Consider the following 16,163-nt stretch of genomic DNA (forward strand, 5'->3'; position numbering starts at 1 on the left):
CGGGCGCGGTCTGGCTATAGGGCAAGCCATGCCTCTGCCCGTCGATCCCGCCCGCTACAGCGCCTTCCTGGTGACCATGTTCGTCATGGCCATCACGCCGGGGCCAGCCAATCTGTTCGCTATCGCCACGGGAATGCAGAAGGGCAAGGCTGCGGCCCTGCTCGGCGTGGCGGGCATGAACGCCGCGACCTTGACCTGGTTCGCTGCGGCGGCTCTGGGGCTGGCGACCCTAATTATCGCCTTCCCCCAGGCCTTTCATCTGTTGGCCTGGGCCGGCGCGGCCTATCTGGTCTGGCTGGGGATCAGGTCCATCCGGTCGGGGTTGAAGCCAGCGGACCATACCGGCCAGCATCGCGCCTTCCAGATGAGCCGTTCGGCGTTTCGCGACGGTTTCGCCGTACAGATCGCCAATCCAAAGATCCTGCTGTTCTTCGGCGCGGTGTTGCCGCCCTTCATCGACATCCATCGGCCGCTGGCTCCGCAACTGGCGATGTTCGCGGCGGCCACCATTGGCATGGACCTGATCAGCATGAGCGCTTACGGCCTGGGCGGCGCGGCGCTTTCGTCACGGATGAACGAGCCGACCTTTCGCCGGGGCTTCGCCCTGCTGGTCGGCGTGCTGCTGATCACGGCGGCCGGGCTGATCGTCTCGCGCGGCTGATCGCGTTGTCGCTAAAACGCTACGGCCTTGGCGAAACCACAAAGCTGCGCCATGCATTGAGTCTTATGGGACGAAATGACTCCTTCGAAGGAACGCGCCATGACGATTCGCAAGGCCATATCCGGAAAAGCCGGACTGGTCGCTGCCGTGGCGCTCGCCGCCCTCTTGACGGCCTGCGCCACCGCCACCCCCTACCAGCCGAACCTGCCCGGCCAGACGGCCTCGGGCGGCTTCACCGACCAACGCCTCGAGGGCGACCGCTATCGGGTCACCTTCGCCGGCAACAGCCTGACCTCGCGGGAAACCGTCGAACGCTATCTGCTGTATCGGGCCGCCGAACTCACCACCCAGCAGGGCTATGACTGGTTCGAGACCGCCGACCGCCGCACCGATCGCGACGCCCGCACGGTGATCGAAGGTGACCCCTTCGGCCGTCCGTTCGGCTATTACGGCGGCGGCGGCGGCGGCGGCGGCGGCTACGGCTACTGGCGTCCGGCCTGGCGCTATTACGGCGCTGGTTACGGTGGCTGGCGTTCGTGGGATCCCTACTGGGGCGATCCCTTCTTCGCCAGTCAGGCCGAGGTCCGGACCATCCAGAAGTTCGAGGCCAGCGCCGAGATCGTGATGCACAAGGGCGTCAAGCCGGGTGGCGATCCGAGGGCCTACGACGCGCGTCAGATCATGGAAAACCTGACGCCCAGCGTTCAACGGCCGGTGGCGAAGTAACCTTCCTTCCTTCTCCCCTTGCGGGGAGAAGGAAGCTGGCGCCTATCGCGGCGCCATGCGGATGCCGCCGTCCAGGCGCACGTCTTCGCCGTTGAAATAGTCGTTGGTGATCATCGTCAGGGCCAAGTGGGCGTATTCCGCCGGGTTGCCCAGGCGCTTGGGGAACGGCACCGAGGCCGCCAGCCCCGCCTTCACCGCCTCGGGCGCGTTGTTCATCAGTGGGGTGTTGAAGATGCCCGGCAGGATGCAGTTGACGCGGATGCCTTCGCTCATCAAGTCGCGGGCGATCGGCAAGGTCATGCCGACCACGCCGCCCTTGGACGCCGAATAGGCCGCCTGGCCCATCTGGCCGTCTTCCGCCGCCACCGAGGCGGTGTTGACGATCGCGCCGCGCAGGCCGTCTTCCAGCGGCGCCAGGTCCAGCATGCCCTTGGCCGACTTGGCGATACAGCGGAAGGTGCCCACCAGGTTGATCTGGATGATCATGTTGAAGGCGTCGAGCGGGAAGTGTTTGGTTTCGCCGGTGGCCTTGTCCCGGCCAGCGGTCTTGGCGGCGTTACCGGTGCCGGCGCAGTTGACGAGAATGCGTTCCTGGCCGTGGGCGGCGCGGGCCTTCTCGAACCCGGCGTCGACGTCGGCGTCAGAGGTGACATTGACCTTGCAGAACACGCCGCCGATCTCGGCGGCGACCTTCTCGCCAGTGGTCTCGTTCATGTCAAAGATCGCGACCTTGACGCCCTGGGCGGCGAGGGCGCGGGCGGTGGCCTCTCCGAGGCCCGAACCGCCTCCGGTGACGACGGCGGCGACGGTGTTGTCGAGTTTCATGGACGTTTCCTCTTTGGTTGCGTTTAACTGGAACCTTGAGGAGCGGTTTAACCCGATGAGCGCCGACGCCAAACCATCCCCCGACGTCAATCCGGGTTTCAAGCCGGACGACGTGCTGGATCCCAGGAAGGCTCTGGTCCCCGCGACCGTGCGGGTCAATGAGCAGCGCGTGACGCGCGGCTTCTGGCCGAAGATCCGCAAGGTGGCCTCCAAGGCGCCGTTCGCGGCCGAGGCGCTGTCGCTTTGGTGGTGCGCCCGGGATCCCACGACGCCGGCTTCGGCCAAGGGCATGATGTTCGCCGCTCTGGCGTATTTTGTGCTGCCGACCGACGCCATTCCGGACATCCTCCCGGCCGTCGGCCTGACCGACGACGCCGCAGTGATCGCGGCGGTCATCGCGATCGTCGGCCGAAACCTCAAGGCCCGTCACAAGGATGCTGCCAAGGCCTTCCTGACCAAGATGGGCGACGATGACTGACAGCGGATTGTGGGCGGCGGCGGCCGTCTGCGCGCTTTTCTATGGGCTGCTGTTGGTCGAGCGGCCGCCGTCGTTCATGCGCGCCGTGGTCAAAACCGCGGCCACTGGCGCCCTGGCGGTGCTGGCCTATTGGCAGGGTGGCGGACCGCTGCTGGCCATCGCCCTGGCGCTCTGCGCGGTGGGCGACGCCTTCCTGGCCGGCGATCCCGAGCGCTGGCTGCCGTTCGGCCTGGCCGCCTTCCTCGCTGGCCATGTCGCCTATGCGCTGCTGTTCTGGAAAGAGCGCGGGACGGTGGACGCGCTCTTTTGGGCGACGGCGCCGCTGGTCGTGGCGGCCGCAGCGGTCATGCTGTGGCGGCTCTGGCCCGCGCTCGGCGCGCTGCGGCCGGCGGTCGTGGCCTATGTGGCCGCGATCGTCGCCATGGTGACGCTGAGCCTGCTGCTGCCCCACGCCCGCTGGCCCGCCGCGCTGGGGGCCCTGGCCTTCATGACGTCCGACGCCGTCCTGTCCTTCGACCTGTTCAAGGGCGCCAAGCTTGCGGGATCGACCCGATTGACGGCTTGGGCGGTATGGTTCCTCTACTTCGGCGGCCAGGCGCTGATCGCCTACGGCATGTTGCGGTAGGAGAGCGTGATGGCCCTGTTCGAGGCCCGTCCGATCACCGTATCGATCGCCCGGGTTGCCGCCGAGGTCTATGCTTTCGCTCAGCCGCCTGAAGCCTTCCCGAAATGGACGGCCGGCCTTGGCGCGGACCTGACCCGCGACGGCGACCGTTGGATCGCCCACAGCCCGGACGCTGGCCGCGTGGTTGATGGTGAAGACGATCTGCTCGTCCGACAGCCGGGGATTGGCGGTGTGCAGCACCGCGCCCAGGCCGGGCACGGCGTAGAACAGCTCCAGGTGCCGGTGGGTGTTCCAGGCCAGGGAGGTGACCCGGTCGCCGGACCTCACGCCCAGCCGGGTCAAGGCGTTGGCCGCCTGGGCGGCGCGCCGGGCCAGGCTTTCATAGTCGTAGCGCCAGAGCGGTCGATCAGATGGGACACCACCTCGCGCCCGCCATGGGCGCTGGCCGCGTAGCGCAGGATGCCGCTGACCAGCAGCGGCGTGGTCTGCATCAGGCCCAGGATCATGGACGCGCCCTCTTCTTATCGTTGAGAGGAGGGTGGGGCCTGGGAGAGGTTAGGGAAGGCCTGGGGCCTATTCGGCGTAAGGCCGAACCCGGGCCTTGTCGATGAAGACTGGCGTTGGAGGCTGGCCCGTCGGCGCGATGTCGAAATCGGCCTTGGATGTGCAGAAGTCCCCCTGCGCGGTGTCGATCATCCGCTCGCCGGCGAAGACCCGCTGGGTGGCGACAACCCGACAGTCGCGCACCTGGAAGACCAGGGTCTCGAACGAGGGCGCCCAATGACCCGTCAGGCCTTCGTCACGCCAGCCTGGGCATCGCTTGGCGAGCAGGGCGCGCAGGCCCTTGAGGTCGGAATGGCTGAGCTGGCGCCCCAGCGCTGGCGGATGGGGCTCATAGACGCAGACCGTGTCGGCTGCGCCTTGGAACAAGACGGGCGTTCCATGACTTCCAGCGTCGGGGGGCAGGCGGACGTCCTCAACGCGGATGCAGCCGGCGAGGCCCGCCGCCGCAACGATCCACATTAGCGCCCGCTTCATAACCTAGAACCCCTGCAGCACTGCATCACCCATCTGAGCCGTGGTCAACGCCCCGCCCAGGTCCCGTGTCCGGGCTCCGCCTTCCAGCGCCGCCTTGACCGCCGACAGCAGCGCATCAGCCGCCTCAAGGCGGCCCAGCGACCAGCGCAGGGCCATTTCGAACGACAGGATGGCGGCCAGGGGATTGGCCACGCCCTGGCCGGCGATGTCGGGGGCCGAGCCGTGGATGGGCTCGTACAGGCCTGGCTTGCCCGCCGCGCCCAGTGCAGCCGAGGGCAGCATGCCCAGCGAGCCGGTCAGCATGGCCGCGGCGTCCGACAGGATGTCGCCGAACAGGTTGTCGGTGACGATGACGTCGAACTGCTTGGGCGCGCGGACCAGCTGCATGGCGCAGTTGTCGGCCAGGATGTGCTCCAGCTCGACATCGGCATAGTCACGGACGTGCAGCTCGGTGACCACCTGCTTCCACAGCAGGCCGCTTTCCATGACGTTGGATTTCTCGGCCGAGGCCACGCGGTTGCTTCGGCCGCGCGCCAGCTCGAAGGCCACCCGCGCCACGCGCTCGATCTCGGCGGTGGTGTAGACCTGGGTGTCGACGCCCCGTTTCTGGCCGTTTCCGAGATCCTCGATGCCGCGCGGCTGGCCGAAATAGACCCCGCCCGTCAGTTCACGGACGAACATGATGTCCAGGCCTGAAACCAGCTCGCGCTTCAGGCTGGAGGCGTCGGCCAGGGCCTCGAAACAATAGGCCGGGCGCAGGTTGGCATAGACGTCCATCTCCTTGCGCAGCTGCAGCAGGCCGGCCTCGGGTCGCAGGTGGCGCGGGGCGTCCTTCCATTTGGGACCGCCGACCGCGCCCATCAGCACCGCGTCGCTGGCCAGGGCCGCGTCGCGCACCGCGTCGGTCAAGGGCGTTCCGTGCACGTCATAGCTGGCGCCGCCATAGAGGGCTTCGTCAATCTTCAGATCCGGGGTGAGGGCGGTGGCCACGCGGCGCACCTGCGCGCAGACCTCGGGGCCGATCCCGTCGCCGGGCAGGAGCAGGAGCGTGGACATCGGAGGGCTCTCTTAGATGGCGCGATAGGCGGAGACGTCGAAGGACGCCATGTTGCGGTCGTGGACGCCCAGCTCGGCGCAGCTTAGCCGCCAGGCGGCCATGTGCGGACTGGCGCGGTGGAAGGCCAGGGCCGCCTCGTCGACGAAATGCTCGTAGACCCGGATCAGGCCGGGGTCGAGCGGGTCTTCGCTGAGGGCGTAGTCCAGGCAGCCGAGTTCGGCTCGGCTGCCTTCGACCTGGGCTTGCAGGTGAGGCCGCAGGTCGGCGAGGCGCTCGGGCGCGATGCGGATCGTGCCGGCGAGGATCAGGGTCACTGCCCTAAGCTTCCAGCCACGGCCGATCCAGCGCCCGCTTGCCTTCGTACACATCGATATCGGCGCCGTGCATCAGGGTTTCGCCGATGAAGTCCAGGCCCCGCAGCATCTTGTCCTTGCGCACGGGATCGATGTCGAAATGGAAGCTCCGGCCCGACGGCGAGATCACCGTCTGGGCGGCCAGGTCGATGCTGACCATGTGGTTGCCGCCCTTGGCCTCGTCCATCAACTGGGCGACCTCCTCGGGCTTCAGCACCACCGGCAGCAGGCCGTTGTTGAAGCAGTTGTTGTTGAAGATGTCGGCGAAGCTGGTCGAGATCACGCACAGGATGCCGAAGTCCATCAGCGCCCACGGGGCGTGCTCACGCGACGACCCGCAGCCGAAATTGTCGCCAGCGATCAGCACGGACGAGCCCTTGTATTCCGCCCGATTGAGCACGAAGTCGGCGTTCTCGCGGCCCTCGCCGTCGAAGCGGAAGTCGTAGAAAAGCCCCTTGGCCAGGCCCTCCCGCTCGACGGTTTTCAGGAACTGCTTGGGGATAATCTGGTCGGTGTCGATATTGGCCAGCGACAGCGGCGCCGCGCGACCGTCGAGACGAGTGAAGGCTTGCATCAGACGGTCTCCGTCAGGAAGGTGCGCACATCGACCAGATGGCCGGCGATCGCCGCCGCCGCCGCCATGGCTGGCGAGACCAGGTGGGTGCGGCCGGCGCGGCCCTGGCGGCCCTCGAAATTGCGGTTGCTGGTCGAGGCGCAGCGCTCGCCCGGCTGCAGCTTGTCGGGGTTCATGGCCAGGCACATCGAGCAGCCCGGTTCGCGCCAGTCAAAGCCCGCGGCCTTGAAGATGGCGTCCAGCCCCTCTTCCTCGGCCTGTTCCTTGACTAGGCCCGAGCCCGGCACGACCATGGCCGTGACGTGGGGCGCTACCAGGCGGCCGTGCAGGAAGGCTTCCTGCACCACGGCAGCGGCGGCGCGCATATCCTCGATCCGGCTGTTGGTGCAGGAACCGATGAACACCCGGTCGATACGGGCCGCGCTGATCGGCTGGCCGGCGGTCAGGCCCATATAGTCAAGCGCCCGGTGGGCGGCGGCGCGCTTGCCGGGCGTGGCGAAGCTTTCCGGGTCGGGCACATTGCCGGTCACCGGGATGACGTCCTCTGGCGAGGTGCCCCAGGTGACCATCGGCACGAGCGCCGAACCGTCGATCACCACGGTGCGGTCGAAATGGGCGGCGGCGTCGCTGGCGAAGCTCTTCCAGTGGGCCAGCGCCATCTCCCAGGCCGCGCCCTTGGGGGCCGACGGCTTGCCCTGGATATAGGCGAAGGTCTTGTCGTCGGGCGCGATTAGCCCAGCCTTGGCCCCGCCCTCGATGGTCAGGTTACACAGGGTCATGCGACCTTCCATCGACAGGGCCTCGATGACCGGGCCGGAAAATTCGATGACATAGCCCGTGCCGCCGGCCGTGCCGATCTCGCCGATCACGGCCAGCGCGACATCTTTCGCCGTGACGCCGGGGCCAAGCTGGCCGTCGACGCGGACCTTCATGTTCTTCGACTTTTCCTGGCGCAGGGTCTGGGTGGCCAGGACGTGCTCGACCTCGGAGGTGCCGATGCCGTGGGCCAGGGCTCCGAAGGCGCCGTGGGTCGAGGTGTGGCTGTCGCCGCAGACGATGGTCATGCCCGGCTGGGTGCGGCCCTGCTCGGGACCGACCACGTGGACGATGCCGTTCCTGATGTCGCCCATCGGGAAGAACTCGATGCCGTTGTCCTGGACGTTGCGCGCCAGGGTCTGGAGCTGCAGCCGCGCCTCTTCGTCGGTCACCGCGTCGACGCCCAGGGCCTGGCCCTGCGTCGGGATATTGTGATCGGCCACGGCCAGGGTGCGGTCGGGTCGGCGCACCTTGCGGCCCGCCGCGCGAAGGCCGGCAAAGGCCTGCGGCGTGGTGACTTCGTGGATCAGGTGCAGGTCGATATAGAGGATCGCCTCGCCGTCCTGCTGACTGACGACGTGGGCGTCCCAGATCTTGTCGTAGAGGGTCTTGGGGAGGGTCTTGGGTGCGGAGCTCATGATACCCGCGCGTCTAGGCCTTGAGCGGGGGCGCGTAAAGCGGCCAGCGCTCAAAATTCGAGGTCGATCGCGGCGCTCGCGGTCGTTCGTGCCCCCAGAGGCACAGTGCGAGTCGCCGTGGCGCAGTTTCTTGCCTCGAATGGCCTATTCGGCAGCGTAGACCAGGGGGTGGGCATGGGCCCACAGGTGGGCGCGGTAGGTATCAAAGCACTGCTCGCCGCAGATCAACCGCATCACCGCGCCCTCGGCGATGTGCCGGGCGCAGTCGGGATTCTCGGTGACCAGCGGGATCAGGGCCTCGGCGTTCCAGGCCTTGGAGTGCTCGACGTCGAGCACAGCGTGCAGGGCGAAGTACTTGCGCACCTCCGGCGCCACGCCGACCCGCTTGAGGCCGGCGTCGACCAGGGCCACGCGGCCTGGGGCGGTCAGCTCGACCACGCCCAGGGCGCCGACCGACTGGTAGGTGTAGCGACGGGTGGTGGCGAAGGCGGTCATGGCGTTGGCCAGGGCCAGGGACTGCCACAGGGTGAAGTCGATGGTTGGCGTCAGGCCGAGCACCGCGGTGGTTCGGGTCAGCATCGGGCCGTGCATGCCATTGGCGTTGCCGCGGCCCATCTCGTCCCAGTAGTTGCGGGCCAGTTCCAGCTTGGCGCGGTCCGACAGCTTGACCTGGGTCAGGGCGACCAGGTCGTCGAACCCGGCTTCGCCAGCGGCTTCCTGGGTCAGGAACCACTTCAGGTCCTCCAGGCTGGCCTCGACCTCAAGCCAGTCGAACAGTGGATCGCCTTGGCCGGGGCCAAACGCCTTGAGGTCCTCGAACCAGCCGATGAAACCGTCAGGATCGGTCGGCAGGTCGGCGACCATGGGCGCGATATAGGCGCGGAACTGCTCGACGAACTCGCCTTCCAGCCGCTTCATGCGCGCTTCCTCAGCCACTTCCGCGCGCCAGCCGGCGGTGGGGGTCGCCACCGCCATTCGGCGATGGTTCCAGTGGGCCAGACCGCGATGCAGGGCTTCGGCGTCGGGAAATTCGGGGGTGAAGAGACCTAGGTTCGCCAGGCGTTGACCACCAAACATCTTGCTCTCCGTAGACTATCCATGGGGCGAGACGGCGACCGAGGGTGCGCCGAGACTCATCTTGGGAAGACGTAACGGGATTTCAGGCCAGGTGTTCCTGAGTTACTTGACTGACAGAGGCGGCGTCGCAGACGCCAACGAAAGAGGGCGCGCTCGGTGGCGCGCCCTCGTATCGTTATTTGGCTTCGAGACCTGAGGTCATTAAAGCCGGCCACACCCTGCAAGGGAGCGGTCTGAAAGCCCGTCGCCGAAGCGGTGGGGGTAATTCATCAAACACCCCAGAACAATGTTCTGTCAACATGTACGTGCGGATGCACTAAAGCTTGACCTTGGGCGGGCTCGAAGAAAAAGGCCCCGGCGTTTCCGCTGGGGCCTCGTTCGATCTTGCAGAAACGGTCAGGCCTATTCGGCGATGACGGTCTTGTCCTTGCGGACGGTGGCGCGTTCGGCGATCCGGGCCGACTTGCCGCGACGGTCGCGCAGATAATAGAGCTTGGCGCGACGGACGACGCCGCGACGCTTCACTTCGATGCTTTCGATGTTCGGCGACAGCAGGGGGAACAGACGTTCCACGCCTTCGCCGAACGAGATCTTGCGGACCGTGAAGCTCTCGTGGATGCCGCCGCCCGAACGGGCGATGCAGACGCCTTCATAGGCCTGGACGCGCTCGCGCTCGCCTTCCTTGATGCGGACATTGACACGCAGGGTGTCGCCCGGTTCGAATTCCGGGATGGCGCGGGCCGAGAGCAGACGCTCGGATTCAACGCGCTCGAGTTCCTTGATGATATTGATAGCCATGTCTCAATCTCCTTTGGGCTTACCCGTTTTCGGGCCGCCTTTTGCCTGTTGATTGGCGAGATGCGCTTCCCAAAGATCGGGGCGCCGCTCGCGGGTGGTCTCTTCACGCATACTGGACCGCCACTGGGCCACCTTCTTGTGGTCGCCCGACAGCAGCACCTCGGGGATATCCCGTCCTTCGAACGTCCGCGGCCTGGTATACTGCGGATGCTCCAGGAGACCGTCCTCGAAGCTTTCTTCCTGCGTGCTCTCGAAATTGCCCAGAACCCCTGGAGCCAATCGAACGCACGCCTCGATCACGACCATCGCCGCCGCCTCGCCACCGGCGAGCACCGCGTCTCCGACCGAGACCTCCTCGAACCCCCGGGCGTCGAGCACCCGCTGGTCCACCCCCTCGAAACGGCCGCACAGGACGATGACGCCCGGAGCTTTCGACCATTCCTTGACACGCGCCTGGGTCAGGGGCCGACCCCGGGCGCTCATGTACAAAAGCGGCCGTTCACCGACCTCCACGCTGTCAAGCGCGGCGGCGATGACGTCCGCTTTGAGTACCGCTCCCGCGCCGCCACCCGCGGGGGTGTCGTCGAGGAAGCCGCGCTTATCTGTGGAAAAGCCCCGAATGTCCAGTGTTTCCAAACGCCACAGGTCCTGCTCCTTCCACGACGTGCCGATCAGCGAAACGCCGAGCGGGCCGGGGAAGGCCTCGGGGAACATGGTCAAGACGGTGGCGGTGAACGGCATGGGCGCTCTGTAGCGCCGCATGTGCGCGAAGACGAGAGGGTCAGGCCCTCATCGATCAGGTCAGGATGGTCCTGGGCAGGGGCTTGCCGGCCTCGGCGGGCATCAAGGGCGGGGTCAACCTGACCGGCTCGCGGGTGGGGTCGGCTGCCGGCGCGGCGTGATGCACGGGGGCCACCGCCAGCACGGCGGCGGTGGTCAGGGTCGCGGCGGCGAGCGCCGCACCGACACGGATCTTCTTCCATGAAATCATGGGCGAGGGGTCTTCCTGCGTTTCGGGTCGTTCAATCCAAAGCCCGGGAGCGGGGGAGGTTCCCGTGGAGGCGGCCTTGGCGGACCTCCTGCCTCTAGGCGAAGCGATTGACCTCGCCAAGGCGGCATTACGACGCGTTCGCCGCATTTCGCGGCGGCGCCGCAAGGGCGGGCGAGGGCGCCGAAACCTGTCAGCAGCGGGTCAATTGGGTCCGATTTCCGCGAGACGCACGCCGCCGTGCCGGACCATAGTCCCGCCGTCCAGCCAGTGAGCCCGCCCGTGACCCAGACCACCGCCGACCGTTTCCACGCCCTGCACGCCGGCCCGGACGTGCTGATCTTGCCCAACGCCTGGGACGCCGCCAGCGCGGCCCTGATGGAAGACGCCGGGGCCGCCGCCGTGGCCACTTCCAGCGCCGCCGTGGCCTGGGCGCGGGGCTATGCCGACGGCGACGCCCTGCCGGTCTCGGCCCTGATCGATGTGATCGCCGGCATCGGCCGGGTGATCAAGGTCCCGCTGACCGCCGACATCGAGGGCGGCTATACCGACGACCTCACCGAGCTGACCGAGACCGTCAAGGCGGTGATCGGGGCCGGAGCGGTCGGGATCAACCTCGAAGACGGCCGTCGCGATCCAGACATCCACGCCCGCAAGATCGAGACGGCGCGGGCCGCCGCCGAGGCGGCCGGCGTGAAGCTGTTCATCAACGCCCGCACCGACGTCTATCTGGCCGGCCTGGCGCAGGGCGAGGCGGCCCTGGCCGAGACGTTGCGCCGGGCCGCGCTCTACGCCGAGGCCGGCGCCAGCGGGATCTTCGTGCCGCTGCCCATCGAGGAAGACGTGCTTTCGACGCTCGCGGCCGCGACCGCCCTGCCTCTGAACGCCATGGGCCGACCGGGCATGCCGCCGGCGACGCGCCTCGCCGCGCTGGGCGTGCGCCGGCTGAGCTCGGCGACGGGTCCGTTCCGCGCGGCCTATGGCGCGATACTGAGCGCGACCAAGGCCTTCCTCGTCGATGGCGACACCACCGGCTACGCGGCGTTCGCCAGGGACCTGCCCGACCTCAACGCGCGGTTCGGCTAAGGCTTCTTGGCCGGCGGGGCGGCAGGAGGCGGCGCCGCAGCCGCCTCCTGCCAGTTGAACCGAATAGGCAGGACGATCGGCAGGCCGTCCAGCGGCTCGCCCTCCTTGCTCCAGGGATTCATCGCCATCAGCTTGGCCGCCTCGATCGCCGCAGCCCCGAAATCCAGACCGACAGGGTCCTCGTGTCGCACCTGACAATCCGTCAGCTCGCCTCGGATATCCACTACGCAGCCGACCACTCCAAGGCCCGTCTTCACCCCGGCCTTGATCGCCGCCCGTGGATAGGCCAGCGCCATCCCCTCAGGGGTCATGGTTCGGGTCCATTTGGGCGCGGTGATCTTGCGGGTGTCGGGGCTCGCCGGATCGCGAAAACGGAACGGCACATCGACGGTATAACTGCTCAGCGTCTTCACCTGATCTGGGGCGAAGGCGACCCTGAAGTTCGGCGACAGTGAGCGTGCGGCCTTGCCGAAACCCTTGCCGGTCGGGATTTCAGACAGCACGCTGCAGAAGGTCAGGCCGCCGGTTTTGTTCAGGTTGCAGCGCAGGGCGACTTGGCCGGTCACCGCGCCTTTGGCGTCGGCGGGCCAGGCCGCACGTACCTGAGCAGTCGATGGCGTGCTGGTCCAAGGCGGATCCAGCACCAGGCTCTTGACCGGTCCGCTGGGCATGGGCATGTTTTCGAAGCCTGCCCAGACCACGGGAATGGTGGCCTCGGTCTCCACGGGCTTGCCGCCCCGGATCTTGGGTTTCAGCCGAAATAGCGGCGAAAGCGCGAGCGCCGCCGCGCCGAAACCCATGTTCTCGGGCGTCTGGTGATCGACCTTGCAGTCGCGCAGGAAGCCTTCCTCATTGACCTTGCAGACGATTGTCGCCCTGGCGTTGGCCGGCGGCCTGTCGCGCGCCGCGACGGGAAAGACGCCCATCAATTGCCCGGCGGAGGGTTTGGTCAGCCAGTCGGGGTTGGAATCGCCGGGCGCGAGGAAGCTGTAGCTGCGCTCAAACCGTCGCCCGATAATCGCGGCGCCGTTGTCGTCCTTGACCTTGACCCGATCCTTCGCCGACAGCCCGAGGGCCGCGTCACCGAAGCCCAGGCCGGCGGGCTCTTCCTTGGTCACCTTGCAGCCGGATAATCGGCCGCCCGCGTCAGCGGTGCAATTGAGGTCCACATCGCCCGAAATCTTCTGGGCGAAGGCTGCCTTGGGATAGGCTGCGGCGACATCCTCGGATTTGGCGCGCTGCATGTAGGAAGGGTGGGCTAGCGGCTCGTCCGCCGCCCGGCCGTGCGTCGGCGCCAATCCCGTCAAAGCCGCCACGGCCAGCGCCGTCAGAAGTGCCGCCCTCATATATCCCCCGAGTTGAGCTAAGCTGCCGCCACGTTTCGCAGCCTAGGGTGGAGCCTAGTCGGTCGGCACGGCAAGCGCCAGCATGAAGCTGGGCGTCTGAGGTGTTCCCGCGCGCCTCTCGACCGCCTATCTTGGCCCCATGACCGACACGCTCGCCGATTCCGCCGTCTCCGCTGAAGCCGCTCTGGCCGAGGCAGACCGCCCCCTGACCCAGGACGGTCCTACCGTCCGGCTGTTCCTGGTCGACGGCTCGGCCTATCTGTTCCGGGCCTATCACGCCCTGCCGCCGCTGACCCGCAAGAGCGACGGCCTGCCGGTGGGCGCGGTGCAGGGCTTCTGCAACATGCTGTGGAAGCTGCTGCGCGACATGCAGGGCGACGCGCCCACCCACCTGGCGGTGATCTGGGACCATTCGGAAAAGACGTTTCGCAACACCCTCTACGACAAGTACAAGGCCCACCGCCCGCCGCCGCCCGAGGACCTGATCCCGCAGTTCCCGCTGGTGCGCGAGGCGACCCTGGCCTTCGGCGTGCCGGCTATCGAGCTGCCGGGTTACGAGGCCGACGACCTGATAGCCGCCTATGCCTGCCGGATGCGCGAGCTGGGCGGCGAGACGGTGATCGTCAGCTCCGACAAGGACCTGATGCAGCTGGTCGGCGACGGCGTCTCGATGTTCGACCCGATGAAGGGCGTGCGCATCGACCGCGAGCAGGTGTTCGAAAAGTTCGGGGTCTATCCCGACAAGGTGGTGGATGTTCAGGCCCTGTGCGGCGACAGCGTTGATAATGTGCCTGGCGCCCCCGGTATCGGCATCAAGACCGCCGCCCAGTTGATCAACGAATATGGCGACCTCGATACGCTGCTGGAACGGGCCGGCGAGATCAAGCAGCCCAAGCGTCGCGAGACCCTGATCGAATATGCCGACCAGATCCGCCTGTCGCGCCTGCTGGTCAAACTCGACTGCGACACGCCCTTGCCGGAGCCGATCGACGACCTGACGGTGCGCGAGCCAGACAAGCAGGTGCTGGCCGACTTCCTGGAGCTGATGGAGTTCCGCTCCCTGGCCCGCCGGGTCGGCGACGGCAACGCCTCGGCCGCGCCGCGTACGCTGGGCCCATCTGGGGATCGTCCCCCCAACGCCCCGACCGCGCCGGTGCTGGGCGTGTCCTACATGACCGCCGCCGCGCGAGCGGCCGCCAATCCGGTGGCCGAGCCCGTGTCCATCGACCACGCGGCCTATGTGCGCATCCAGGACCTGGAGACCCTCAATGCCTGGATCGCCAAGGCCACGGCCAAGGGCGTCATCGCCTTCGACACCGAGACCGACGCCCTGTCCTCGGCCACGGCCGGCCTATGCGGCGTCTCCCTGGCGATCTCGCCGGGCGAGGCCTGTTACATTCCAGTCGGCCACTGCGAGAAGGACGGCCTGGCCCTGGAGGCCGCCGCCGACCTGGTGCAGGTTTCACTCGAAGACGCGATCGCCGCGCTGAAGCCGCTGCTGGAGAACCCCGCGGTTCTGAAAGTCGCCCAGAACGCCAAGTACGACATCGCCGTGCTGGCGCGCTACGGGATTAATGTGGGTCCGATCGAGGACACCATGTTGATCAGCTACGTGCTGGAGGCCGGTTTGCACGGCCATGGCATGGACGAGCTGTCGGAGCTGCATCTGGGCCACAAGCCGATCCCCTTCAAGCAGGTGGCCGGCGCGGGTAAGGCGCAGATCAGCTTCAAGCACGTCGCCCTCGATCAAGCGACGGCCTATGCCGCCGAGGACGCCGACGTCACCCTGCGGCTCTACACTGTGCTCAAGCCGCGCCTGGCGCGCGAGGGCCTGCTGACGGTCTACGAGACCCTGGAGCGTCCGCTGCCCACCGTGCTGGCGGCCATGGAGAACGACGGCATTCGCGTCGATCCCGAGACCCTGCGCCGGCTGTCCAACGAGTTCTCGATGCGCATGGCGCAGTTCGAGGCCAAGGCCCAGGAACTGGTCGGCCGACCGTTCAACCTCGGCAGCCCCAAGCAGATCGGCGACGTGCTGTTTGGCGAAATGGCCCTGAAGGGCGGCAAGAAGACCGCGACCGGCCAGTGGTCGACCGACAGCGACGTGCTGGAAAGCCTGGCCCTGGAGCACGAGCTGCCGCGCGTGCTGCTCGACTGGCGCCAGCTTTCGAAGCTGAAGGGCACCTATACCGACAACCTGATCGCCGCCATCGCGCCGGGCGGAGACAATCGCATCCACACCTCCTACGCCCTGGCGGCAACCACGACGGGCCGGCTGTCGTCTTCGGACCCCAACCTCCAGAACATCCCGATCCGCACCGAGGAGGGCCGCAAGATCCGCAAGGCCTTCGTGGCCGCGCCGGGCAAGGTGTTGATCAGCGCCGACTACAGCCAGATCGAGCTGCGTCTGCTGGCCCATATCGGCGACATCCCGCAGCTGAAGATCGCCTTCCAGGAGGGCTTGGACATCCACGCCATGACCGCGTCGGAAATGTTCAACGTACCGATCGAGGGCATGCCCAGCGAGGTGCGCCGCCGGGCCAAGGCGATCAATTTCGGCATTGTCTACGGCATCTCGGCGTTCGGCCTGGCCAACCAGCTGTCCATCCCGCAGGGCGAGGCGGGGGCCTATATCAAGACCTATTTCGAGCGCTTCCCCGGCATCCAGGCCTATATGGAAACGACCAAGGCCTTTGTGCGCCAGCACGGCTATGTCACCACCATCTTTGGCCGCAAGATCAACATTCCCGACATCGGCGGCAAGTCGGTGGCTCACCGGCAGTTCGCCGAGCGGGCGGCGATCAACGCCCCGATCCAGGGCGCCGCGGCCGATGTCATGCGTCGCGCCATGATCCGCATGCCGAGCGCGCTGACGGCCGCGGGGCTGTCGTCCCGGATGCTGCTGCAGGTGCACGATGAACTGGTCTTCGAGGCCCCCGAGGCCGAGGCGCAGGCCACCATCGCTGTCGCCCGCGAGGTCATGGAGGGGGCGGCCGCGCCGGCGGTGGACATCTCGGTGCCGCTGACCGTCGAGGCCAGAGCCGCCGTCAACTGGGACGAGGCGCACTAAGCGCTAT

Annotated in this window: 17 protein-coding genes and 1 pseudogene; 6 read left to right on the forward strand and 12 right to left on the reverse strand. The window is 67.3% G+C overall.

What is annotated here, in order from left to right; translation table 11 throughout:
* The first annotated feature begins 28 nt into the window (after positions 1-28).
* Together ACP694_RS04990 and ACP694_RS04995 are read left to right on the forward strand one after the other, a co-directional pair.
* A complete protein-coding gene (locus tag ACP694_RS04990) occupies positions 29-661 on the forward strand; it encodes a LysE family translocator (RefSeq protein WP_426010890.1) in 633 nt (210 codons plus the stop codon).
* 99 nt (positions 662-760) lie between these two features.
* Positions 761-1,387 (forward strand): CC0125/CC1285 family lipoprotein, encoded by a 627-nt coding sequence (locus ACP694_RS04995; RefSeq protein ID WP_426010892.1) that lies wholly within the window; start codon positions 761-763, stop codon positions 1,385-1,387.
* Positions 1,388-1,429: 42 nt separating this feature from the next.
* On the opposite strand, the gene ACP694_RS05000 is transcribed toward ACP694_RS04995, so the two are convergent.
* Positions 1,430-2,212 (reverse strand): SDR family NAD(P)-dependent oxidoreductase, encoded by a 783-nt coding sequence (locus ACP694_RS05000; RefSeq protein ID WP_426010894.1) that lies wholly within the window; start codon positions 2,210-2,212, stop codon positions 1,430-1,432.
* Between the two features lie 55 nt (positions 2,213-2,267).
* On the opposite strand from ACP694_RS05000, the gene ACP694_RS05005 reads away from it, so the two are divergent.
* Positions 2,268-2,690: a YkvA family protein gene (locus ACP694_RS05005; RefSeq protein ID WP_426010896.1), complete on the forward strand. Its 423-nt coding sequence runs from the start codon at positions 2,268-2,270 to the stop codon at positions 2,688-2,690.
* The gene (locus ACP694_RS05010; protein ID WP_426010897.1) at positions 2,683-3,315 is read left to right on the forward strand and encodes a lysoplasmalogenase family protein; all 633 of its coding nucleotides are present in this window, start codon (positions 2,683-2,685) and stop codon (positions 3,313-3,315) included. The genes ACP694_RS05005 and ACP694_RS05010 overlap by 8 nt, the downstream gene beginning before the upstream one ends.
* A gap of 171 nt (positions 3,316-3,486) precedes the next feature.
* Here the strand turns inward: ACP694_RS05010 and ACP694_RS05015 are convergent.
* The 10 genes and pseudogenes from ACP694_RS05015 to ACP694_RS05060 form a co-directional block, all read right to left on the reverse strand.
* Positions 3,487-3,821, reverse strand: a pseudogene (locus tag ACP694_RS05015) (AMP-binding protein); the annotation flags it as partial.
* A gap of 67 nt (positions 3,822-3,888) precedes the next feature.
* Complete coding sequence (locus ACP694_RS05020) at positions 3,889-4,245, reverse strand: hypothetical protein (protein ID WP_426010899.1); 357 nt, start codon at positions 4,243-4,245, stop codon at positions 3,889-3,891.
* Between the two features lie 111 nt (positions 4,246-4,356).
* Positions 4,357-5,409: a 3-isopropylmalate dehydrogenase gene (gene leuB, locus ACP694_RS05025; RefSeq protein WP_426010900.1), complete on the reverse strand. Its 1,053-nt coding sequence runs from the start codon at positions 5,407-5,409 to the stop codon at positions 4,357-4,359.
* A 12-nt stretch (positions 5,410-5,421) separates the two neighbouring features.
* Positions 5,422-5,724: a putative quinol monooxygenase gene (locus ACP694_RS05030; protein WP_426010902.1), complete on the reverse strand. Its 303-nt coding sequence runs from the start codon at positions 5,722-5,724 to the stop codon at positions 5,422-5,424.
* A gap of 4 nt (positions 5,725-5,728) precedes the next feature.
* Positions 5,729-6,337, reverse strand: coding sequence for a 3-isopropylmalate dehydratase small subunit (gene leuD, locus ACP694_RS05035; RefSeq protein ID WP_426010904.1), 609 nt, complete (start codon positions 6,335-6,337; stop codon positions 5,729-5,731).
* Complete coding sequence (gene leuC / locus ACP694_RS05040) at positions 6,337-7,791, reverse strand: 3-isopropylmalate dehydratase large subunit (RefSeq protein WP_426010906.1); 1,455 nt, start codon at positions 7,789-7,791, stop codon at positions 6,337-6,339. Before leuC ends, leuD begins: the two co-directional genes overlap by 1 nt.
* Before the next feature lie 144 nt (positions 7,792-7,935).
* A complete protein-coding gene (locus ACP694_RS05045; RefSeq protein ID WP_426010907.1) occupies positions 7,936-8,868 on the reverse strand; it encodes an iron-containing redox enzyme family protein in 933 nt (310 codons plus the stop codon).
* A 402-nt stretch (positions 8,869-9,270) separates the two neighbouring features.
* A complete protein-coding gene (gene rplS, locus ACP694_RS05050) occupies positions 9,271-9,666 on the reverse strand; it encodes a 50S ribosomal protein L19 (protein WP_426010908.1) in 396 nt (131 codons plus the stop codon).
* A 3-nt stretch (positions 9,667-9,669) separates the two neighbouring features.
* Complete coding sequence (gene trmD / locus ACP694_RS05055; protein ID WP_426010909.1) at positions 9,670-10,407, reverse strand: tRNA (guanosine(37)-N1)-methyltransferase TrmD; 738 nt, start codon at positions 10,405-10,407, stop codon at positions 9,670-9,672.
* A gap of 55 nt (positions 10,408-10,462) precedes the next feature.
* Positions 10,463-10,657, reverse strand: coding sequence for a hypothetical protein (locus ACP694_RS05060; protein ID WP_426010910.1), 195 nt, complete (start codon positions 10,655-10,657; stop codon positions 10,463-10,465).
* Positions 10,658-10,936: 279 nt separating this feature from the next.
* Between ACP694_RS05060 and ACP694_RS05065 the strand changes: the two genes are divergently transcribed.
* Complete coding sequence (locus ACP694_RS05065; RefSeq protein ID WP_426010911.1) at positions 10,937-11,740, forward strand: isocitrate lyase/PEP mutase family protein; 804 nt, start codon at positions 10,937-10,939, stop codon at positions 11,738-11,740.
* Here the strand turns inward: ACP694_RS05065 and ACP694_RS05070 are convergent.
* Positions 11,737-13,086, reverse strand: a complete 1,350-nt coding sequence (locus ACP694_RS05070; RefSeq protein ID WP_426010913.1) for an energy transducer TonB — start codon at positions 13,084-13,086, stop codon at positions 11,737-11,739. The genes ACP694_RS05065 and ACP694_RS05070 overlap by 4 nt on opposite strands.
* A gap of 139 nt (positions 13,087-13,225) precedes the next feature.
* Here ACP694_RS05070 and polA point away from each other — a divergent pair, with 139 nt between their 5' ends.
* Positions 13,226-16,156 carry a DNA polymerase I gene (gene polA, locus ACP694_RS05075; RefSeq protein WP_426010914.1) on the forward strand — a complete coding sequence of 977 codons (2,931 nt, stop codon included), beginning with the start codon at positions 13,226-13,228 and terminating at the stop codon, positions 16,154-16,156.
* Positions 16,157-16,163 lie beyond the last annotated feature (7 nt).

Source organism: Caulobacter sp. DWR2-3-1b2 (assembly GCF_049896345.1).
Taxonomy (GTDB): domain Bacteria; phylum Pseudomonadota; class Alphaproteobacteria; order Caulobacterales; family Caulobacteraceae; genus Caulobacter.